General features: G+C 49.6%; 14 protein-coding genes. 12 read left to right on the plus strand and 2 right to left on the minus strand.

What is annotated here, in order from left to right:
• Nucleotides 1-138: 138 nt before the first annotated feature.
• Nucleotides 139-3,279, minus strand: coding sequence for a DEAD/DEAH box helicase (locus EH243_RS18075; RefSeq protein ID WP_126160063.1), 3,141 nt, complete (start codon nucleotides 3,277-3,279; stop codon nucleotides 139-141).
• A 202-nt stretch (nucleotides 3,280-3,481) separates the two neighbouring features.
• Nucleotides 3,482-4,426, minus strand: coding sequence for a LysR family transcriptional regulator (locus tag EH243_RS18085; protein WP_126160064.1), 945 nt, complete (start codon nucleotides 4,424-4,426; stop codon nucleotides 3,482-3,484).
• Between the two features lie 124 nt (nucleotides 4,427-4,550).
• Between EH243_RS18085 and EH243_RS18090 the strand changes: the two genes are divergently transcribed.
• The 12 genes from EH243_RS18090 (at nucleotide 4,551) to EH243_RS18145 (ending at nucleotide 22,820) form a co-directional block, all read left to right on the plus strand.
• Nucleotides 4,551-5,720: an efflux RND transporter periplasmic adaptor subunit gene (locus EH243_RS18090; protein ID WP_126160065.1), complete on the plus strand. Its 1,170-nt coding sequence runs from the start codon at nucleotides 4,551-4,553 to the stop codon at nucleotides 5,718-5,720.
• 9 nt (nucleotides 5,721-5,729) lie between these two features.
• Nucleotides 5,730-8,858, plus strand: a complete 3,129-nt coding sequence (locus EH243_RS18095; RefSeq protein ID WP_126160066.1) for an efflux RND transporter permease subunit — start codon at nucleotides 5,730-5,732, stop codon at nucleotides 8,856-8,858.
• Between the two features lies 1 nt (nucleotide 8,859).
• A complete protein-coding gene (locus EH243_RS18100) occupies nucleotides 8,860-10,278 on the plus strand; it encodes an efflux transporter outer membrane subunit (protein ID WP_126160067.1) in 1,419 nt (472 codons plus the stop codon).
• Nucleotides 10,279-10,318: 40 nt separating this feature from the next.
• Nucleotides 10,319-11,317 (plus strand): zinc-binding dehydrogenase, encoded by a 999-nt coding sequence (locus tag EH243_RS18105; RefSeq protein WP_206441661.1) that lies wholly within the window; start codon nucleotides 10,319-10,321, stop codon nucleotides 11,315-11,317.
• Nucleotides 11,318-11,434: 117 nt separating this feature from the next.
• A complete protein-coding gene (locus EH243_RS18110) occupies nucleotides 11,435-12,055 on the plus strand; it encodes a class I SAM-dependent methyltransferase (RefSeq protein WP_126160069.1) in 621 nt (206 codons plus the stop codon).
• Nucleotides 12,052-14,937 carry a DEAD/DEAH box helicase family protein gene (locus tag EH243_RS18115; RefSeq protein WP_126160070.1) on the plus strand — a complete coding sequence of 962 codons (2,886 nt, stop codon included), beginning with the start codon at nucleotides 12,052-12,054 and terminating at the stop codon, nucleotides 14,935-14,937. Before EH243_RS18110 ends, EH243_RS18115 begins: the two co-directional genes overlap by 4 nt.
• Nucleotides 14,938-15,562: 625 nt before the next feature.
• Nucleotides 15,563-16,816, plus strand: a complete 1,254-nt coding sequence (locus EH243_RS18120) for a sensor domain-containing phosphodiesterase (RefSeq protein WP_206441663.1) — start codon at nucleotides 15,563-15,565, stop codon at nucleotides 16,814-16,816.
• Between the two features lie 273 nt (nucleotides 16,817-17,089).
• Complete coding sequence (locus EH243_RS18125) at nucleotides 17,090-18,538, plus strand: circularly permuted type 2 ATP-grasp protein (protein ID WP_126160071.1); 1,449 nt, start codon at nucleotides 17,090-17,092, stop codon at nucleotides 18,536-18,538.
• Nucleotides 18,538-19,458, plus strand: a complete 921-nt coding sequence (locus EH243_RS18130; protein WP_126160072.1) for an alpha-E domain-containing protein — start codon at nucleotides 18,538-18,540, stop codon at nucleotides 19,456-19,458. The genes EH243_RS18125 and EH243_RS18130 overlap by 1 nt, the downstream gene beginning before the upstream one ends.
• Nucleotides 19,459-19,681: 223 nt before the next feature.
• On the plus strand, nucleotides 19,682-20,302 hold the full coding sequence (gene gmk, locus EH243_RS18135) for a guanylate kinase (RefSeq protein ID WP_126160073.1): 621 nt from the start codon (nucleotides 19,682-19,684) through the stop codon (nucleotides 20,300-20,302).
• An 83-nt stretch (nucleotides 20,303-20,385) separates the two neighbouring features.
• Complete coding sequence (gene rpoZ, locus EH243_RS18140) at nucleotides 20,386-20,598, plus strand: DNA-directed RNA polymerase subunit omega (protein WP_126160074.1); 213 nt, start codon at nucleotides 20,386-20,388, stop codon at nucleotides 20,596-20,598.
• Between the two features lie 98 nt (nucleotides 20,599-20,696).
• A complete protein-coding gene (locus tag EH243_RS18145; protein WP_126160075.1) occupies nucleotides 20,697-22,820 on the plus strand; it encodes a RelA/SpoT family protein in 2,124 nt (707 codons plus the stop codon).
• Nucleotides 22,821-23,098 lie beyond the last annotated feature (278 nt).

Here is a 23,098-nt window from a genome sequence, read left to right on the forward strand (position 1 = left end):
GCGACGAGCAGAGAAAAGATTGAATTTAAGACCAAGAAAGTGCCTTGGATTTAGGCAGCCAGAAGCCGTCTTTCGGGAGCTGCTTCAGGTTGCATAGTTGTGTCGCACTTCGGTGTTGAATTCGCGCATCCATGATGGTTATCCAACCGCCAATTTAGCAGCTTGTTGCCACATAAAGTGTGGCATCGGTGTTTTAAGTTGCCACGTAATACTCATAGGTTGAGATCCGGTATGTGAAACATATTCAACTTCACCGTAATTAACAAAACCCATAGTACGGCCGTATTCATCTTTGGTTTGCTCACGTACAAATAAAAACAGACGCTTACCAATTTTTTGATGCTGCACGTATTCCTGACCACGACCTCGATCAGGTCTTGCACTATTTTGCGATTGCCAATGGAACAGATGCTCATTGATAGCGTAGTCGTGATACATGGTGGTTGGCGAGAACTGCTTTTCGTTTTTATCTAAAGTGACAAACATCAGCTCGATGTTTTGCTCTTTAATCACAAAAACGCCCTCTCGTGCGGGAGGCTGTCGTTTAAACGTTGTCGCACCGAATGCGACTAATATCTGTTCTCGAGCGTAACGGGCATGATGTCTAAGGGGTACACCGGGTAAATGCTCTATGAACGGCTGCTCATGTTTGATATTCGCGATCTGCCAATCGACGACTTCTAACAGCTCTGCAGCGATACCGAGCTGATTTAACCTAGCAAGACTCTGTGCCAGTGAATCGAACCCTAACTCTGGTCCTGTTTTTTGCCAAAAATCATAATGACACATTAGTGCTTGTCGGTTATCCCCCTCTTTTATTGAAAAATTCGTTTGGCACAGCTGCCTTAAGAAACTTAGATAAGCGTGATCATCACAGGTCAAAATACGGTTATGGATCGCTTTTCGTATCACCTTTTGCGCAGTGTCACCCACTGTACTTTCTTTGACCTGATCTTGTGACTTAGACACGAGCTCTGCCCAACCACCGCGCTTGTAGAGTTCATTAAGGTCGAGATGGGGATGCTGTGCTAAGAAATTCGTCAGCGTTAATGGCAATGTTGAATGCTGCGGAAACTGCCTAATCATACCCACCAGCCGTTTCAACGTTAACGAGGCTTGACGAATATTGCTCAGCACCATGTCTTGGGTGCGCTTTGTCAGCTCAATACGACAACCAAGTGGCGCATGAGGAAACCCCTGTTTGATTTCATCAGTGATCGCCCTTGGGCTTTTACCCACTAAGGCTCTAAATTTATTCGCAAAGTCATACTCAGGGCGTGAATTACCTACAAAATCCAATACGGTGCAGCATTCTTTATTTTCAGCCAAACGTAAACCACGCCCAAGTTGCTGCAAGAAGATGGTTAAGCTTTCTGTTGGTCGTAAAAACAGCAAAGTATCGACTTCGGGAATATCGACACCTTCATTAAAAATATCCACCACACAAAGCACGTTAATGACACCTGTGCGAATCGCTTGCTGTTTTTGTTGGCGTTCATGACTGTTATCGCTGGTCAACACATCGGCTTTAACGCCCTTTAACAAAAACTGGCGCGCCATATATTGAGCATGATCCCGACTGACACAAAACGCCAAGGCTTTCATTTGACTTATATCGGTGACAATCTCCTGCAAACTCAGCAGTATTTTATCGAAACGCGCTTGGTTATGAGTATAAAGATTAGTGAGCTGCGCGATATCATAGCGCCCACGATTCCACGAAATGCTGCGCAAGTCGGTATCGTCATCAATACCGAAGTACTGAAACGGGCATAGGTGTCGTCGATTGATGGCTTCGGGCAAGCGAATTTCAGCGGCAATGACGCCGCCAAAATCACTTAAAACATCACCACCATCGTGGCGCTCTGGGGTTGCCGTTAAACCAAGTAAAATCTCAGGCTCGAAGTGGGCTAATATCGAGCGATAACTGCTTGCCGCAATGTGGTGTACTTCATCAATAACAATATAATCATAATAATCTGGAGTGAGGTTTAATTGCTCTAATTGATTATTAAGGGTCTGAATCGAGACAAACAGTTGGCGGTAATGTTCCGGAGTATGACCACCGACCCAAAGCTCACCAAAACTGCCATTACGTAATACGCCACGATAAGCCGATCTCGCTTGTTGCAGTATTTCTTCACGGTGTGCCACAAACAAGAATTTCGCATCCGCCTTTGTCTTAAGAAAACGAACAAAATCAAAAGCAGAAATAAGCGTCTTTCCTGTACCTGTGGCGGCCACAACGAGATTACGAAAACGATGATGAACACTGCGCTCAACCGAAAGTTGCTCTAAAATTTCACTTTGATGGGGAAACGGAGTGATATCGAAAAAGTGCGTCGAACTCGCCCCAGCCTCACCACGCTGCTGCCTCAATGCTCTTTTCAACTTTTCGGTGCTGCTCGCATCACCGCTAAACACCTCGAAATCATTGGACGCCCAGTAAGTCTCAAAAGTACTCAATGATTTACTAATAATGTGGGGAATTTCTTGGGAAGTGATTTTTAAGTTCCATTCTAAACCATTGGTCAGGGCAGAATGGGAGAGATTGGATGATCCTATATACCCCGTATGAAAACCCGTATTACGCAAAAACAGATAGCTTTTCGCATGCAAACGCTCCCGCTCGGTGTTGTAGCTGAGTTTTACTTCGGTATTGGGTAGCCTTGCCAAATATTCCACCGCTTTCGCGTCGGTGGCGCCCATGTAAGACGTAGTAATGATTTTTAACTCACGACCGCTCGAGGTAAAGGATTCTAGCTCCTTACGAAAAATCCGAATTCCAGCCCATTTGATAAAGGACACCAGCCAGTAAATCTTATCCGCCGATAAGATCTCTCTTTTCAGTTCAGACTCAAGGGATAATCCGGCATTACTACCACAAAATAGTTCGCTTTGGGTTAAACCCGTTAGGGGAAATAGCTCATCAATGTATTTTTTTAGATCGGTAGCGACTGGGTTCTCTAACTCATATAACGCAGTTAGAATTTTGCCTTGGCTTGCGAGTAAATTATCTTCGATAAAACTTTTATCTTGGATCTTATCTTTTAGCCACAGTAATAATTGATTGGAAAAGTTAATTTGCTGCTGGAGACGGTCATCACTGGCAGGTATCGCATCAATGACATGCTCAAGGATGCTGGATAAAAAACGAGACAGCCAAATCGAAGCTTCGCTGCTATTTAACTCACGCTCGCCAATATAAAAGCGCTCACGATCTAATTTTCTCTCAATTAATTGCGTGATTAACTGTTCATAAATGCCAATCTGCTGCATAAAAGTCCCTTTTATTCTGATGACTGGATTAAGCACAGCATCGATTGATATTGCAGTTTCACCGCTAATCCATTTTGTGACTTGCGCATCTCTACTAAATTGTACTTCCCCAACGTTTTCAGCGTGCCCGACTATATTATCAGCCGTTGATAACCGAGCAAACTGATCTTCAGGCTAAGTACTAGGACAGACGCTCTTCAGTTTAGGTTGTTGCCGCTTCTTCTAAACCGGCAACGTTCCGCTCCCAACGGGGAATGGGATCGCCGATATAATGGCGTACGGCATCTAAAAACAGACGGGTACGTACGGGTAGATCGCGATGGGGATAGACCGCATAGACGGGCTTCTCTTCGGGCAACTGCACCTGGGGCAGTAAAGGTATAAATCGGCTGATATCCACTTTATCGGCAAACAGAAACGTAGGCGCAATAAAAAAAGCGGTGTCCGACAGCACTTTGCCCATCAGCACTTCGGCATCATTCGCGCGAAAGATCGGTTTAATATCGAGGTCCTGAGGCTGCCCCGTATCATCGAGGTAATGAATAGATTCATAACGAAAGTGGGTGTTGCTATAAGCGGCGGCGGGTAACTCGGCGAGGTCGGCCATGGTTTTTGGCTCACCAAAGGTATCGATAAACGCCTGAGTCGCGAGTATCAGCAGTCGGTTCCGGCCAATTTTTCGCGCAATCAGGGATGAATCCCGTGGTTCACCCACACGAAAAGCCAAATCAAACCCTTCAGCCACCATATCCACGAGTCGATCATCGAGACGTAACTCGATACTCACCTGAGGAAAACGCTTTTGAAAATCATTAATCACCGGCACTAAGTAATGCTTACCGATATAACTGGCCGCGGTAATGCGTAATAAACCGCGGGGTTCCTGATGATAGTTCTCGGCCAGTTGCACCGTATCCTGTAGCAGCAGCCGTAGCTCCACCGCCTTTTTCACCATCTCTGCGCCGGCCGCCGTCAATGAAAAGGAGCGTGTCGTGCGGTTCAGTAGGCGCACCCCTAAATCATCTTCGAGCTTACCGATCTGCTTTGACACCACCGAACGGTCGATATTTCTCAGCTCTGCCGCTTTCGCAAATGAGCCTTGCTCCACCACTTCAAGCAGCATAATTAACCGACTGGTTGTATCCACGACTTACTCTCATAAAGATTCGATCATTGGTGCAATTTTGGCACTAATCTTAGTAAAAAAATACTATTTTTATCTGCACTGACAGTGCGTACGATCCACGCACTCACTTTTACTGGAGATCCTCATGAAAAAAATTAGCTACACACTCAGTGCTGTTGCATTGGCCGCGCTACTGACCGGCTGTGAACAGCCTAGCGCACAGCAAGTGCAACAACCGCCACTGACGATTGATGTGGCTGATGTACAGGTGAAACAAGTACAAACTTGGCACACCTTTACCACTCGCCTTGAAGCCCCTCAACGGGTGGTATTAAAACCACGCGTATCGGGTCAGATTGATGAAGTGTTATTTCAAGAGGGTGAACGCGTTCAACAGGGGCAAGTTCTGTTTAGTATCGATTCCCGTCCTTTTAAAGCTCAGGTTGATAGTCTTGAAGCGCAACTCGCTAGTGCTAAAGCCGCCCTTGAGCAGGCGAAAGGTGAATCGAAACGTGCCAAACGGTTGCTGGCTAAAAATGCGATGTCGGCAGAGCAGGCGGATCAACGTGATGCAACGCTACGCCAAGCCATCGCCGGACGTAACGCCATTATCGCGCAGCTTCAATCGGCTAAGTTAGATTTGGAATTTAGCCAAGTGGAAGCGCCAATCTCCGGCATAATATCCCGCGCAATTGCCACCCAGGGCAACTTTGTGACGGCGGGGCAAACCACCTTAACGACCCTGGTTTCCAACGATAAAGTCTACGCTTACTTTGATATTGATGAGCGCACTTGGAACGACTACTTTATCGATGTGAAAGCACAAGACCATCTAGGCGTCAGTCTCGAATCAGTAAGTGCTCACCAACCCGTTCGAGGTTACGTTGATTTTATTGATAACGAAATCAATCCAACTACCGGCACATTACGCATTCGTGGCGTCTTTGATGCTCAGCAATACAACCTAAAACCCGGCGCCTTTGCCCGCGTATCCTTGGCCGCTCAGGACGCCAAGAGTATGGCGATTGTGCCGGAACGTGCCATCGGTACCGATCTAAAGAACCGCTTTGTCTTAGTGGTCGATAGTAACAATACCCTGCAATACCGCTTGGTCGAACTAGGCGATCGCTATGGTGCTTACCGCGCTATCACCGCAGGCCTTGAGCAAGGCGATCGGGTTGCTGCTAACGGCCCTGCCCGCGTAGGCCCAGGTATGCCGATTACTCCGAACGAAGTCAGTTTTGATTTTGCCAACACTCAATTTGTGCTCAATCAAAAACCATCAAGCACCACTCTACTCAGCGTTGCACCCTAAGAGAACACTATGAACTTTTCACACTTTTTCATCAGTAGGCCGATCTTTGCGGCCATGCTATCACTGATCTTCGTGATCACCGGTGGTATCTCACTGTTTCAACTGCCGGTCAGTGAATACCCTGAAGTGGTCCCTCCAACCGTGGTCGTGAGTGCGACCTACCCTGGTGCGAACCCAAAAATCATCGCCGAGACCGTCGCCACCCCTCTTGAGCAAGAGATGAACGGCTTAGAAAACATGCTGTACCACTCATCACAAGCCACCAGCGACGGGCGCCTAACCCTCACGGTGACCTTTGCGCTGGGAACCAATTTAGACCAAGCTCAGGTTCAGGTTCAAAACCGTGTCAGTAACGCCCTGCCCCGTTTGCCAGAAGAGGTACAGCGACTCGGTGTCACCGCAGAAAAATCATCTCCTAACTTAGCCTTGGTGGTGCATTTATTTTCACCGGATGACAGTCTCGATACCGCCTACATGGCCAACTACGCCGACCTCTATATCCAAGATGAATTGAAACGCCTGCCGGGCGTGGGTGATCTGCGTCTGTTTGGCGGGTCAAAATACTCGATGCGCGTTTGGCTTAACCCCGACGCCTTGGCAGAACGCAGCCTAACAGCCGGTGATGTGATCGCCGCGCTCAAAGCACAAAACCAACAGGTTGCTGCCGGTTCTTTGGGCGCTCAGCCCTCGGCAAGCGACAATCAGTTTCAGGTGTTACTCAATGTTAAAGGCCGTTTAGAAAGCATCGAAGAGTTTGAAAAGGTAGTTTTACGGGTCGGTGACAGTGGACAAATCACGCGCCTAAGCGATGTTGCCCGCATTGAACTGGGTCAAGAAAGCTATGCTCTACGGGCCATGCTCGATAACAAAGCCGCACTGGCGATGCCCGTCTTCCAGCGCCCCGGTTCTAATGCGATTGAGCTATCAAACAACGTTCGCGCGACCATGCAACGCCTAGCAACCAAGTTCCCTGCAGGGATGGAATATGAGATCGCTTATGATCCGACCGTCTTTGTCCAGGGGTCTATCGATGCGGTAATCAAAACACTGATCGAAGCCATCTTGCTGGTCGTTGTGGTAGTAGTGCTGTTCTTACAAACGTGGAGAGCTTCCATCATTCCACTGATCTCTGTGCCGGTATCCCTGATTGGTACCTTTGCTGTCATGCAACTGCTAGGGGTGTCGATTAATACTCTATCTTTATTTGGTTTAATACTGGCTATCGGAATCGTTGTGGATGACGCCATCGTCGTTGTCGAAAACGTCGAACGTAATATCAGCAACGGCCACAGCCCTTTCGAGGCGACTCGAATTGCGATGAGTGAGGTCACAGGCCCCATTATCGCCATTGCGTTTGTTCTTTGTGCCGTGTTTATTCCAACCGCTTTTATTACTGGACTATCGGGTCAGTTCTACAAACAGTTTGCGCTAACGATCACTATCTCCACACTGATCTCAGCCTTTAACTCACTAACACTGTCACCGGCACTGTCTGCCCTATTATTAAAACCCCATGACGCCCCCGATGACAAACTCACTAAGGTGCTCAACGCACTCTTCGGCCGCTGGTTATTCAACCCCTTTAACCGCCTGTTTGAGAGCAGCGCAAAAGGCTATGAAGCCTTAGTTAAAAAGCTGATCCGTCTCAGCATTGTGGTAGCGGTGGTTTACCTCGGTTTAGTCGGCACAACGGTCGGTTTATTTAACGCCGTGCCCGGTGGTTTTATTCCGCAACAAGACAAGCAATACCTCGTCGCCATCGCGCAACTACCGGATGCAGCCAGTCTCGATAGGACCCAATCGGTCGTTGAACAGATGCAAGCAATTGCGCTAGAGGTACCGGGTGTTGCCCATACCGTGGCGTTCCCTGGTTTATCCGTCAACGGCTTTGCGAATAGCACCAACAGTGGCGTTATCTTTGTCAGCCTCGATGATTTTTCTAATCGCGCCGACCCCAGCAAGTCTGCCAATGCGATTGCCATGCAACTAAACCAACATTTTACCGCCATTGATGAAGCCTTTGTGGCGGTCTTCCCTCCACCACCAATTTTAGGTCTTGGTAGTACCGGTGGTTTTAAGTTGCAGTTAGAGGATCGGGGTAACAAAGGCTTTGAGTCGCTCTTTAACGCCTTGCAGGGCACTATCGCGGCAGCACAGAAGAATCCGGCCTTAACCGGTTTGTTCTCAAGCTTCCGTATTCAAGTGCCGCAGATGGATATCAATATCGACCGTGAACAGGCGCTCATTCAGGGCATCGCCTTGGACGATGTGTTCACCACATTGCAGGTCTATCTAGGCTCGGCATATGTTAACGATATCAACATGTTTGGTCGCACCTACCAGGTGAATGCCCAAGCGGATGCCCAGTACCGTAGCAAGCGCGAGCAGATTTTGAATCTTAAACTGCGCAACGCCACCGGCGACATGGTCGCACTCGGCTCCGTCGTCACCGTTGAATCAACCACGGGCCCCGATCGCGTGCAGCACTATAACGGCTACCCAACCGCCGAACTGAATGGCAGCCCTGCACCCGGCTACAGCTCAGACCAAGCGAAAGACGCGATTGAGCAGGTATTGAGTGACTCCCTCCCCGAGGGCATCACCTATGAATGGACCGAGGTGACCTACCAGCAGATCCTTGCCGGTAACACCATGGTGTATGTATTCCCACTGGTGGTGCTATTAGTGTTCATGGTGTTAGCGGCACAGTATGAAAGCCTGCGCTTACCACTGGCGATTATTCTTATCGTACCGATGACGATCTTCTCCGCCTTGGCTGGGGTCTATATGCTGGGAGGCGATAACAACATCTTCACTCAGGTCGCATTGATTGTCTTAGTGGCACTGGCGTCGAAAAACGCCATCTTAATGGTGGAGTTTGCCCGCGATAAGCAGCTAAAAGGCGCAACACCGTTAGAGGCCATCATAGAAGCCTGTCGCTTACGTCTGCGGCCGATTCTCATGACATCGATCGCCTTTACCGCCGGGGTTATTCCGCTGGTGTTAGCCACCGGTGCCGGTGCAGAGATGCGCCAAGCGATGGGTAACGCGGTTTTCTTTGGGATGATTGGTGTGACCCTCTTCGGTCTACTATTCACCCCGGTTTTCTATCGTATGATCACGCCTAAGGAGCAGTAAGATGAATCCGATTAAACTGACCATTTCATCTCTGACATTGGCGGTGCTAGCTGGGTGCGCAGGCGCCCCGTTAGAACAGGAGAAAGCCCAAGCCACCGCACAATTTATCACCCAGATAGATCAAGACACGATGGTGGGGAATATCAACCCGCAGAGCGAACTTGCGTGGTGGCAGCAACTGAATGACCCGCAACTCAATCGTTTAGTAGAACAAACGTTAAACCGTAACCAAAACCTCAAAGTCTCGGCGGCGCGTCTGCGTGCCTCCTTGGCGCAACTCACCGACCAACAGCGGTCATTATGGCCGCAGGGCAGCCTAGATGTTACTGGGGTACGCGGCAATGCCACCAGCACACTCAACCCTAATGGTAAAACCAGTGAATACACCACCGGGCTGACCAACTTCAGTTGGCAGTTGGATTTATCTGGTCGTATTGACGCACTGAGTGCTGCCGCCGAAGCCGCCGCCCAAGACCAGCAGGGGCAATATCAAAATATGGCAGGCGAACTGGTCAGCAGCACGGTGCGCAGCTATCTGCAGTGGCAAAACCAAAGTTTACGGTTAGATTTAACCCACCACCAGCTACAAGCACTGGAGGACAGCCTGGCTATTTTGCAGGTGCAAGTACAGGAGGGTATCGCCACCGAACTCGAGCTAAACCGCACCAAGTCTCAATACTTTGAGCTCAAGCAGCAACTGCCACAAGTTGCTACAGAGCAGGCACAAGTTGAGCAGACCCTCGCGGTACTGCTGGACAAACAAGCCCATGAGCTCGATCTAACACCGATTAGTGCAGCCCAATATGACCAACTCGCGATTGACGTCGCCGTGCAGTCCCCCGTGGATGCCTTAATGAACCGTGGTGATGTGCAATCCGCCTTGGCGCGGTTAACGCAGCAGAGCCAACTGGCTAAAAGTGCCGAACGGGCGCTCTATCCCGACATCAGTTTATCCGCCTTTGCCGGGGTTATCAGCGCGCCGGGGCTAAACTTTAACAACACCCAGTCCGATTGGCAGGTGATGCCAACATTGAGCTGGTCACTGTTTAGTTATCCGCAGTTGCTCGCCCAGCTTGATGCACAAACCGCACTGAGTGAAGCCAACTATCATGCCTACAAACAGACCCTAACCCAGGTATTATCGACCGCTGAGTTTTCACTGCGCTCGCTCGTCCAATCGAAGCAACAATTGACCTTTGCCAAGGCCCGAGTCAATGCCTCACAGCAAGCTTATCGCCAAGCGAACAGCGAATATCAGGAAGGCCAACTCGCCTACCTCGATTTGTTGGATGCACGGCAAGATGTTCTAATAGCAGAACAAGCTCAAATGACCATTCGTAATCAATGGCTTAGTGCTGGCGTCAATGTTTACAGTGAACTCAGTGGACAGTGGTCAAACGCGTTATTAGCGAGCAACTAATGCTCGCCCTTTAAACCCAATATGGAGGGGTAAGATCAAGATGTCAGCAACGACCATGAACGCTTTAGAGCTCCGCCAGTGCGGCCTAGACTTTGACTTGCAGATGACTAAGCACCCAATGCCGGTCCCCCAGGAGAACCAACTCCTGGTTGCGATTGAATATGTGGCGCTTAACCATCTTGATGCCCGCTTTGCCAGAGACGGTTTTAGCCTCTGGCAATACCCCCATATTCTCGGCCTTGACGCGGTGGGCACGGTCATCCATGCCGCCAAAGGGGTATTCCCCAGCCAAGGTTCTCGGGTGCTATTTAACGTCAGCCTCGCGGAACAGGGGATGCTCAAAGAGTATGCGGTGGTGCCCAATTACGCCGTCTCTGAAGTCCCAGAGGCTGTGCCCAGCGATATTGCCGTGGCCCTGCCTAACGCAGGTATGGCGGCGCTGTTAGCCGTTGAGAAACTTCAACTTCATGAAGGCCAATCCCTCGCGATTAATAGCGCCCAAGGCGCCGTTGCCCACTTTGCGGTGCAATATGCAAAACTCAAAGGTGCGCAGGTGTTTGCCGTGGCGCAAAAAGAACACCATAAGCGTTTAACCAAACTCGGGGCCGACTTCGCCTTTGATTGCGATGCCGAGAACGTCTGTGCTCAAATCAAACGTGAACTAGGCCCTGGCGGTTTTGACTGCATCATCAATACACAAGGCGGACAAACCGTCGCTGAAGATCTAACACGACTACGTTTTTCAGGCCATATGGCCTGTCTGAATGGCTTTCAGGATATCAATACCGATCTGCTCTTTGAAAAATCACCCAGCATAGGCGTGGTCTCAGTCGAAGGTGCTTGGCTAGCCAATAGCTTATGTGCCCAGCAACACTTACGTTTCATGGGTGAGCAGTTATTGAGTGATGTCGCCAGCGGCCAGATTATTCCACCGGAGATCAAACAGGTCCCCTTTACCGCCGATGCCGTACGCGATGTCCTAACCATGATGGTCGATAAGGCTTGCCCCGTGCGCCCCGTGGTAAAAATTAACAGATAGATCGCCACACTCAATCACGCTCAGCCTATGATCCATTGATCCTCACCAACAGAAAATATGCCTTTTTGTGTATACTCTGAGGGTGCGGCAAAGGATGATTTTCAATAGGGAGCGGGCATGACAGATCCAACCATTTCACACTACCACCAGCATGCCACCCACTATCAAGCGCAATACGATTCGGTTGCCGCCCAAGACGTACATGCAACTTGGGCTCCGCTATTAAAGTCGTTAACCGCCGGTTTAGCCCTCGATATTGGCGCCGGCAGCGCCCGCGATGCCCTCTGGCTAACACAACAGGGGTGGCAGGTAACCGCCGTTGAGCCCGCACAGAATTTACGCCAACTAGGGCAGATCAAAACAGGCAGTAAGGTTGCGTGGAGCGATGCTCAACTGCCCACGCTAGAAGGGCTCAAACGTCCAGAACAGGGCTACGATCTTATTCTCTTGTCGGCGGTTTGGATGCACCTCAAGCCCGAACAACGTCCCGCCGCGTTTCATCGCCTATGCGATTATTTATCCGCCAAAGGGATGCTGATTATTACCCTGCGCTTTGGCCCATCCGATCCCCAGCGTCCTATGTATTCGGTAAGCACGGAAGAATTAGAGACGCTCGCGCAACAGCGAGCACTCAGCACACAAGACCTCAGCGAAGCGTTAACCAACGACTGCTTACAGCGTCACGACGTCCATTGGAAAACCCTCTGCCTGCGACCGAAACACGGACACTCGGTATGAGTGCGCCGTACCTGCTGACCGGAGGTGATGGCCCACAGCTGCTGCCAGCGCTTCGTCGTGCGCTCACCCACGCCACTGAAATTGAAATCGCGGTGTCCTTTATTCGTTCCACCGGCCTCAATTTAATCTTTGGCGATCTCGAAGCCGCCTTGCAGTCTAAGCGTCATGTGCGATTGACCTTACTGACCAGCGATTATCTCTGTATTACCGACCCAGCAGCACTCAAAAAGCTCATGCTATTAGCCGAACGCGGCGCGGATGTGCGCGTTTTTGAAACCGGCTCAGCGGATAGTTTTCACTTAAAAGCCTACATCTTTGTACGCTCAAAGCAGGACGAACTCATCAGCGCCGATGCGTTTATCGGTTCGAGTAATATCAGTGCCAAAGCATTAACCGATGGCCTGGAATGGAACTACCATCTGGATTATCCCAATGATGCCGACTCACTCGCAGGACAACGGCTTGAAGAGGTGCGGCAACAGTTCAAACAACTGCTACAGCGACCGCAAATTCGCCCCTTAAGTTTTGCTTGGATTGAACAATATCAGCGCCGCTATGAGCATGCGCGCAAGGTCGTTCCACTCCATACAGCCTCGGTTGATGAGCAAGAACCCGTGCCCGACGCACCTACGCCTAAACCCCATCAGGCAGAGGCGTTGCAAGCATTAATGACCACGCGACAACAGGGCTGGCAAAAAGGCCTCGTGGTGCTCGCAACCGGGATGGGAAAAACCTATCTAGCCGCCTTTGATGCCGCTCAATTTAATGCCAAGCGCGTACTCTTTGTTGCTCATCGTGAAGAGATTCTCCTGCAAGCCGAAGCAACCTTTCTCTCTGTTCTGCCTCACAAGCGGGTGGGCCGCTACACCGGCAAACAGAAAGATGAGGAGTACGACCTGCTATTCGCCTCGGTACAAACCTTAGGCCGCATGGCGAACCTTGAACGATTCGCACCAGATGACTTTGATTACATGGTCGTGGATGAATTTCACCATGCCGCCGCCGGTAGTTATCAACGTCTATTAGCGTACTTCCAGCCGCGATTTATGTTGGCGCTGACCGCGACGCCCGACCGCACCGACGGCTCCGATATACTGCGCCTTTGTGACCATAACCTTGTCTATCGCCGCGACCTGTTTGACGGTATCAACGACCAGCAACTCTGCCCATTTTCCTACTACGGCATCTTTGATAGCGAAGTCGATTATGAACATATTCCGTGGCGTAACGGCCGCTTCGATCCAACAAAACTATCCACCCAGCTCGCCACCCGAGGCCGCAGCCGTCATGTCTTAAAAGAGTGGCGCGATAAATCACAGGCCCGCACCCTCGCCTTCTGCGCATCCCGTCGTCATGCCGATTATATGGCCGCATTTTTTAATCAACAGGGGGTGCCAACAGCTAGCGTGCATACCGAATCAAACCTGACCCGTTCCGAAGCGCTGGCATTACTCGAGAACGGGCAGATACAGGTACTGTTTTCTGTCGACCTCTTCAATGAGGGGGTGGATTTACCGCAGATAGATACCGTGATGATGCTGCGCCCAACCGAATCCAAAATTCTGTTTCTACAACAACTAGGTCGCGGGTTGCGCCTAAGCCCTGGTAAAGAAACCTTAGCGGTGCTGGATTTTGTGGGTAATCACCACAGTTTCCTCAATCGCCCCGAAATGCTATTCGGCGCCCTCTTTCAGCACAAACCCACTCGTCAGCAACTGGTTGAAGCCGCCAAGCACCCCAGCGATTTATTACCTGATGGCTGTTATGTCAATTATGACCTCGCCTTTATCCAGTTTCTCGATAGCCTCGTGGTCGATAAACTGGATACACACTATGCGGCACTCAAACAAACGCTCAAACAACGACCAACATTAGAAACATTCTGGGATAGCGGTGCCAACCTGGGTCAGCTAAGGCGTAATTATGGCAGTTGGTGGGAGTTTATTGACGAGCAAGGCGATGCCAGCAATGATGAGCTTCAAATATTAGAGCAACATGCCCAGTGGTTTCGTGATCTCACCATGACCAAAACCACAAAATCATACAAGTTGGTGTTGCTGCAAACACTGCTAGAGCATCAAGCGCTGGCTCAACCCACAGCGCTACCACAACTAGCGCAATGGGCTAAGCAGTGGTTTCTGCAACATCCCGAATGGCTGGCAGACCTACCATCAAGCCTGCAGCCATTAGACAGCCTGAGCGACAGGGTATGGCTTAACCATTGGCGCAAGATGCCCATTCATCATTGGTGTACCCCTGAACAGGGCTCTAACATCGAATGGTTTGCTCAAGAGGATATGCTCTTGCACTATCAACCCAGCGTAGATGCAGCAGAACAACCAACCTTTAATGCGATGACAGCAGAGATTCTCACTTGGCGCCTGAGCCAGTATGCCCAGAGTAAACGGATCGCAGCAAATACAGATTTCCCCTCGCAGTCAGAGCAGCCATTAGAACAGTCCCTTCAACTCCCCTTCTTTCCTAATATTAAAATCGCCTGCGGCCACTTCAAGACAGGCCATGCCGATGTCGAAGAATACCTACCGGCACCTACTGGCTTTGGTCATTTATCCCCAGATCACCACTTTATCGCACAGGCGTCAGGGGATTCCATGAATGGCGGCAAACACCCCATCCATGATGGTGATTATCTACTACTCGAACAGATCACACCGCAAAGCGCCGGCAGCATCAGCAACCAGGTGGTGACGATCGAACGACAGGATGCATCCGGCGATAACCAATACCTGCTACGACGGGTACTGAAAAATATCGATGGCAGCTATACACTCCGCGCAAACAATCCTGACTACCCCGATATGACTGCCGATGACAGCATGGTGACCTTTGCCCGGCTGAAGGGGAAACTCAGTAGGCCCTAATCCCATTAATATCATTGACGCGGTTATGCTGAACATATCGACTTTAATGTGCCTTTATTAAGTAATAATGACAAGCAGATTACAGCTGCACCAATAAAGTGCGCCTTCTGCTATTCTCACACTAAAATTCGTTATCGAAAGTCAGATCTACGAATGAAGAAATTAAACACATTTTAATTCAAACGGTTAACCTTTATCGGCTTGTTTTTTGCTTGAGTTGATCAATCATTTTTTTGCTTGGCAATGAAGCCTCCTACAGTTCCTTTCAAGGACTGACGGAGGCTTTTGTCTTTCTAGGAGCACCAACCGATGGCCTGAATAACCTACCCGGCATTTCTCGTCAACGACAATAACCGCTCAAAGCATTCAATCAGCAACAGCAGCACTTACAACGGTAAGGCCCCCCAACAAAGTGATGCTGCCGCCACCGCGTTCAGCTTCATTGAAAAACTGAACGTCAGTGAACGCTTTACTGTTATGTCTTGAGGAAGAACTGTTAGACTGCGACACCCGCTGATAGAAGCCAAGCAGTACTTTGAACAAGCCACCATGGCGATTAGTGATCTATTAGGGATGATCGATGCGGCGCTAAAGGACTTACAGCAAGTAACCAAGAGGACCTGATGTGCCTGATATCGCCCTGAACCATTCATATAATCACCGAGATAACACTCGGCCTGATCAGCCAAATCTCTACAGAGGGCACCGTCTGGCGAGTCATTTCCAACCGATCTACAGTATCGCTCACCGACGAGCCATTGGCTACGAAGGGCTGATCAGAGCAACCTCACCGCAGGGGTTAGCTATCCCTCCGGCTGAACTACTCGCGTTACCCGCTAATAGCCAAGAGATGCTCGGGCTAGACCGCCTGTGTCGCTCCTTACATGTCGAAAACTTTACCGCACAGAGCGCCAATAACGAGTGGCTGTTCGTCAACCTTGATGCCCAATCGCTACTCAACGAACAGCCTGAAATCGGCTTTACCCAGCAGCTGTTAACCCAGTCAGGCTTGTCCCCCCACCGCCTCGTCATCGAAATTCTTGAAACAGAAGTTCAGGACATCGATTATCTAAAGCATTTTATAGATTATTTTCACCAGCTTAACTGCTTAATCGCCATCGATGATTTTGGCGCGGGACACTCTAACTTTGATCGTATCTGGCAGTTGGAGCCCGACATCGTCAAACTTGACCGCAACCTGATCCGCGAAGCGGCCTTAAGCAAGCGGGCCGAACGTATTCTGTCGGGTATCATCTCCCTGCTTCACCAAACCGGCAGTTTAGTGATCGTGGAAGGTGTCGAGACCGAACGGGAAGCAGAGGTCGCCATTGCTGCCAATGCGGATATGATGCAGGGTTTTTATTTTGCTCGCCCTGCGCCTCTGTTAACGGCCGATAACAATACTTGCGATATCATTGATCAACTGCTGCACAATCAACATCATCAACGCAGCCAACGATCACAGAGTAAGGCAAGCAGCCTGCAACGTATTGAAAGTCTTTTCCAATTGGCCCTTGATGACTTGAAAACGCATCAAAACCTGCAGCAGAGTAGCGCACAGATTTTCTGCAACCCTCATGCGGTTCGCTGCTTCCTGCTGGATGAATCCGGCTACCAAACCCAGAGCACGCTCAACGCTTTTCACCATCGACAGCGCATCCAACTTCGCTTTGCCCCGCTCATATGCGGTGACAAGGGCAACTGGTCACACCGTCCTTATCATCACCGCGCGCTTGAACAACCGGGCACCACCATCGTGAGCGACCCCTATCTTTCTGTCGCCGATTCACAAATGTGCATCACCCTGTCTCAGGCACTAAAAATCGATAATCAGTGGCAAGTGTTTTGTTGTGATCTAGACTGGCATGATGAAGGGTGACAAACACACATTCTTTATACGCCACGTTAATCTTATGATTAATACTTTCGACAAATGTAATGTGTTAATTTCAAAGTACTTTATTAATCCCGGAAAGATCACACGCTGAAGACCTTGTGGCCTGTATATTGCTAAACCTATAACGCAAAGTGTTTTTAACCGTTTAGGATAAATTTTGATGCTATATTGCACAATTATATGGCATGGTTAACTTAGCCTGACAAGGCCGCACAAGATCAGTGCAACAGGGTTCATGGAACCGAGGGTATCTACATGAGTATCGACTGGACTGAGTATTCCACCGGCAACTTTTATGATGAATTAATCGCAGATGACCACGTAGCAAGAGAACCTGCGACCCGGCTGGTAAACTACCTTGGCTCGATGAGTACAGCTGAGATCAATAAACGTAAAAAAATGGCTGAATCAACCATCCAAGAGATGGGTGTCAGCTTCACCGTCTACACCGAAGAGGGCAATATTGATCGCGCCTGGCCTTTTGACATCATCCCACGCACCATTTCGGCGACCCACTGGGAGAAAACAGCCAAAGGCCTGAAACAACGCCTAAAAGCATTGAATATGTTTATTAACGATCTATATCACGATCAAAACATTCTCAATGACGGCATTATCCCGGCCGACCTCGTGCTCAAATCGAAAAACTTTCGCCCCGAATGTGTCGGTGTAACACCACCCCACGGCGTTTGGGCTAACATCTGTGGTACCGACCTCGTCCGCGACATAGATGGTCAGTTCTATGTATTAGAAGATAATCTGCGTGTCCCTTCCGGCGTTTCCTATATGTTGGAAAACCGAGAAATCACTAAACGGGTTCTCCCTGAGCTCTTCTCCGAAGATTCGATTCTGCCGGTCAATAATTACCCTGCGCATCTATTCGACATGTTGGCATCGTTATCGCCGCGGGATATCCCGCAGCCGGAAATTGTCGTTTTAACCCCAGGGATTTTTAACTCTGCCTACTTTGAGCATGCGTTTTTAGCTCAGCAAATGGGCGCCGAATTGGTAGAAGGTAGCGACCTTGTCGTCGAAGATGATGACTGTGTCTACATGAAAACTATCAGCGGATTAGACCGCGTCGATGTGATCTACCGTCGTATTGACGATGAATTCCTCGACCCCGAAATCTTCCGAGAGGATTCAATGCTCGGCGTGCCCGGCCTAATGCGCGCGTGGAAAGCCGGCAATGTGGCGCTCGCCAATGCACCAGGTGCAGGTGTCGCCGACGACAAAGTGATCTATGCCTACGTGCCCGCGATCATTCGTTATTATCTCAATGAAGAACCACTACTACCGAATGTTGAAACCTTCCTCTGCTCCGATCCCGAACAGCGCCAATATGTCTTAGATAACTTGGATAAATTGGTCGTGAAACCAGCCAATGAATCCGGCGGCTACGGCATGTTAGTCGGCCCCCATTCGACCAAAAAAGAGCAGGAACAGTTCGCTGAACTGATCATTAAATCGCCACGTAACTATATCGGTCAACCGACGCTTAGCCTGTCCACCGCCCCGACCTTGATAGGTTCCACACCGGAACCTCGCCATCTCGATCTACGCCCCTTTATCCTGCAGGGCAAAAAACTCTATGTCACCACCGGCGGCCTAACCCGCGTGGCGATGAAAAAAGGCTCTCTGGTCGTTAACTCGTCACAGGGCGGCGGCAGTAAGGACACCTGGATTGTAGAGGAGAAAGACTAATGCTTTCTAAAGTTGCTGAACGGATGTACTGGTTCTCCCGCTATATCGAACGGGCAGAAAATACTGCCCGCATGGTTGGTGTATACGACAACCTGCTGTTTGACCTGCCTCGGGCGATCAATATCAGTTGGTTTAATCTCGTCGTTATCAACTCATCCGAAGATGTTTTTAATGCCCGCTACACCGTTCAAGATGAAAAAAACGTCGTTAAGTTGTTGCTCGCGGATAGCACTAACCCTAACTCGATGGCTTCCAGTCTACAGATGGCGCGGGAAAACGTGCGCACCAGCCGGGATGTTTTGCCCCTCCCTCTATGGGAACTGATTAACGAGCTATGCATGTATGTTGCAGAGCATATTCGTGACGGCATCAACCGCACCAATCGTCACGGTTTTCTCGATACCGTCATTAAAGCCTGCCAACAGATCAACGGGTTGCTGGCGGATAACATGAGCAAAGATGCCGCTTGGCAGTTTATCCGTTTAGGTCGCAACCTTGAGCGGGCCGATATGGCCAGCCGAATACTCGATGCGGGTATTACCGCTCAATTAAACACCACCGATATTGAGCAGGATATCGACCCTTCGCAGATCATTTGGGGCAATGTACTACGCTCCTGCGATGGCGCGATGAATTATCGGCGCACGATGCGTGTCACCGTTGAGGGCACCAAGGTCTGTGACTTCTTATTACACGATAAGCATTTCCCCCGCTCCATCAGCTTCTGCGCTGAGCAAATTGAAACCGCGGTAAGCCTATTGCCGACCTGTGATATTGGAGAGATAGAGAAACTGAAAGCGCTGCTCGCTCAGGACAATCATGAGTTGGATGAATCCCTCAGCGACTATCTCAATGAACTTCAGCTCAGTTTTGCTAACTTGCACCAAGAGTTTGGTCAGTGCTGGTTCGCATTAGAATGAAACTTTAAGCTCTCTATCGAGTGACTAACATAGGTGTCGATCTGTGTTAGTCACTGCTATACCTCTTCAAACGTTACCCACATACCTCTCGACCGATTTTCACGCGACGAATGGCATACCTCTCTCGGGTAATATTCTAATGTTAGCAAAAGCGCTATAATCTTCTCCCTCAAATTGACGCCGTATTCAACGGTGATAGACACCCGAAAAAGCGAAACGACTTATGACACAGCTAGGAACCCTGTATGTTATCTCTGCACCCTCTGGTGCCGGTAAAACCAGTCTGGTAAAAGCCCTGCTGGCACAAGATAAACAGGTTCGTGTATCCGTATCCCATACAACCAGAGCAATGCGCCCCGGCGAAACCGATGGCCAAGATTATAACTTCATCTCAATGGCTACCTTCGATGCCATGATCGACAAAGGGCAGTTTCTAGAATATGCCGATGTCTTCACCAATAAATACGGCACCTCAAGGCTTTGGGTTGAAAAACAGCTGGAACAGGGAATGGACGTCATTCTCGAAATTGACTGGCAAGGTGCGCAGCAGATACGTCAACAGATGCCGGCATGCACCTCGATATTCATATTGCCACCCTCCAATACCGAGCTGCGCAAACGCTTAACAGGCCGGGGAACCGATTCAGAAGAGGTTATCAACCACCGAATGTCCGAAGCGATGAGTGAAATGAGTCATTACGGCGAGTACCAATACCTGCTGATCAACGATGATTTCGACGCGACGCTACAAGAACTACAGGCGGTTTTTGCAGCTCAACGCCTAAAGCTAGCACCACAACAACAAAAGCACGCCACTATGCTGGCCGAGCTCTTGTCAGCATAGCAATACTCAGGTAGACTGACCGGCTATCAAAATCAGGTCTCATATTTGACCTAAATGACTGAACTATATAACCGAGGTCGTAAATGGCACGCGTAACTGTTGAAGATTGCCTAGAAAATGTAGAGAACCGTTTTGAACTGGTAATGATCGCGTCTAAGCGTGCTCGCCAGCTTGCAACCGGCGGCCAAGAGCCTAAAGTTGAGTGGGAAAATGACAAGCCCACTGTTGTTGCTCTACGCGAAATAGCCGAAAAATTTATCGACGTTAGCATCTTGGATGAACGCGAAGAAGATTAACTCTTTTTCAATCCGCCCAAATAAGGCATCATCACTATAGTTTCTGTTGTTTTGTAGTCTAGAACCCCCTAGCTACGTTAGAGGCATAGGAGTAATTGATGCCAACTGTTGATGCGCTTTCAGACCGCCTGACCGAATACCTTGATCTGCAACAGATCAAGCTAGTCAGGCGTGCATATTTTTATGCCGAACAAGCCCACGACGGGCAGCGTCGTAAAAGTGGCGAACCTTATGTCACTCACCCCCTAGCTGTCGCTTCCATCCTCGCCGGTATGCATATGGATCATCAAAGCCTAATGGCTTCCATGCTCCATGATGTGATCGAAGATACCGCTGTTTCACGTGACGGCCTAGAAGCCCAGTTTGGTAAAGTTGTTACCGACATTGTTGATGGTGTCAGCAAGCTAACCCACCTCGAATTTGAAACCCGCGCAGAAGCCCAGGCTGAAAACTTCCAGAAAATGGTATTAGCCATGGCGGTGGATATCAGAGTTATTCTGGTTAAACTTGCCGACCGACTGCACAACATGCGCACACTAGGAGCGATGCCTCCCGAGAAGCAGCGCCGTATCGCCCGCGAGACATTAGACATCTATGCGCCCGTCGCTGCCCGCTTAGGCATGCGAGACCTACAACTAGAACTTGAAGACCTCGCCTTTCAATCCTATTACCCCATGCGCGCCAAATATATTCGCCGCGCCGTGGTACAGGCTCGCGGGCAACGCAAATACGTCATCACCTCCATCGAAGAAGCTATTCGCAACCGACTTGAACAAGAAGGCCTGCCTGGCGCAGTGTCTGGTCGTGAAAAGCACCTCTATAGCATCTACACCAAAATGAAAACCAAAGGCAAATCCTTTGCTGAAATCATGGACGTATTTGCTTTTAGAATTGTCACCGAGTCCGTTGATGACTGTTACCGCGCACTAGGTATCGTCCATAATCTCTATAAGCCCGTTCCAGGACGCTTTAAAGATTATGTCGCCATACCTAAAGCAAACGGCTATCAATCTCTTCACAGCGATCTATTTGGTACACGGGACATCACCATTGAAGTTCAAATCCGCACCAAAGAGATGGATGCGGTAGCGAGCCAAGGTATTGCCGAACACAGTCATTACAAAATATATGGCGACTCAAGTTCGGCGATCGATGGTTATAATCGGGCACGGAAATGGGTTCAAGGGCTGCTGGAAATGCAGAAGCGGGCCGGTAACTCAATGGAGTTTATCGAAACCGTCAAAACCGACCTCTTCCCCGATGAAGTCTATGTCTTCTCACCTAAAGGACGCATCTTCGAACTGCCTCAGGGTGCAACCGCCGTCGATTTCGCTTATGCCGTGCATACCGATATCGGCAACTCCTGCGTATCCTGTCGCATCAACCGTCATTTAGCACCGCTGTCTCAACCACTGCATAGCGGTCAGACCGTCGAGATCATTACCACCCCAAGTGCACAACCCAATATGGCTTGGCTGAACTTTGTTATTACCGGTAAAGCTCGTTCGGCCATCCGACACTTTATCAAGGTACAACATCGCGGTGAATCCATTGAACTCGGCAGGCGCTTGCTCACCCAGTTCTTATCAAACTACGGCTCAAGCCTTGATGAGATTGATCCCGAAGCACTCACCAGCTTACTAGAAGAAGCAGAATTAAAATCGCTCGACGAGTTACTCGAAGATATTGGCATGGGCAACCGAATGGCCTATGTGGTGGCGCGTCGACTTCGTCCTGTAGAGCTACAGGAAACCGACGCTCAGGAGCCTGTAGAGGCCGGTAAAACCGCATTAGCGATTCGTGGTACCGAAGGCATGGTGCTGCACTATGCACGCTGCTGTGGCCCCATACCCGGCGACAGCATCACCGGTCATATCAGCACTGGTCGCGGTCTGGTTATTCACCGCACCGACTGTCGCAATATCGCCTTTATGAAAGATGATGCCGAGAAATGTGTTTATCTTGAATGGTCCAACAGCATTGATGATGAGTTTATCGTCAATCTGGACCTCAAAGTCGAACCCGAACGTGGGCTGATTGCTACTTTAGCAACCACCGCCTCTGGCGTGAGTGCTAATGTGCTAAAAATAGACATTACCGAAACCGATGATGCACTCAATACAGTACACATAGACCTAACGGTTAAAAACCGAGTACACCTCGCCAAAGTCATGCGTAAACTTAAAGCGCTGAAAGCAGTGTATAAAGTAACCCGCGTCTAGATTAAACAGTAGATCAATAAAAACGCACCTCGAGTGCGTTTTTTTGTGCCTATTGGTAGGGTGCCGGTGAGGAACGAACCGCACCAAGGCGATTAATTCCATGCCAACCCGAAATCCAACTGATCACCCAGCTCAGATCGCCGCCAGAGGCGGCTCCTTGTATGTTTAGTCTCAACGATTATTTATCATTGGTAATCGTTTCTGGGGAAGCCGCCCGCTCCTTGAAGCAGTTTTTCTGACTTCGTGTGTAGAGGGGCTCCCCACCTCATTGCTTAGTT

This window comes from Amphritea opalescens, assembly GCF_003957515.1.
Lineage (GTDB): Bacteria > Pseudomonadota > Gammaproteobacteria > Pseudomonadales > Balneatricaceae > Amphritea > Amphritea opalescens.

Coding starts and splice junctions, on each gene's coding strand:
- EH243_RS18105 (WP_206441661.1), top strand. CDS start 10,319: ATGTCAGCAACGACCATGAACGCTTTAGAGCTCCGCCAGTGCGGCCTA.
- EH243_RS18115 (WP_126160070.1), top strand. CDS start 12,052: ATGAGTGCGCCGTACCTGCTGACCGGAGGTGATGGCCCACAGCTGCTG.
- rpoZ (WP_126160074.1), top strand. CDS start 20,386: ATGGCACGCGTAACTGTTGAAGATTGCCTAGAAAATGTAGAGAACCGT.
- EH243_RS18145 (WP_126160075.1), top strand. CDS start 20,697: ATGCCAACTGTTGATGCGCTTTCAGACCGCCTGACCGAATACCTTGAT.
- EH243_RS18095 (WP_126160066.1), top strand. CDS start 5,730: ATGAACTTTTCACACTTTTTCATCAGTAGGCCGATCTTTGCGGCCATG.
- EH243_RS18090 (WP_126160065.1), top strand. CDS start 4,551: ATGAAAAAAATTAGCTACACACTCAGTGCTGTTGCATTGGCCGCGCTA.
- EH243_RS18130 (WP_126160072.1), top strand. CDS start 18,538: ATGCTTTCTAAAGTTGCTGAACGGATGTACTGGTTCTCCCGCTATATC.
- EH243_RS18075 (WP_126160063.1), bottom strand. CDS start 3,279: ATGCAGCAGATTGGCATTTATGAACAGTTAATCACGCAATTAATTGAG.
- EH243_RS18100 (WP_126160067.1), top strand. CDS start 8,860: ATGAATCCGATTAAACTGACCATTTCATCTCTGACATTGGCGGTGCTA.
- EH243_RS18125 (WP_126160071.1), top strand. CDS start 17,090: ATGAGTATCGACTGGACTGAGTATTCCACCGGCAACTTTTATGATGAA.
- EH243_RS18110 (WP_126160069.1), top strand. CDS start 11,435: ATGACAGATCCAACCATTTCACACTACCACCAGCATGCCACCCACTAT.
- gmk (WP_126160073.1), top strand. CDS start 19,682: ATGACACAGCTAGGAACCCTGTATGTTATCTCTGCACCCTCTGGTGCC.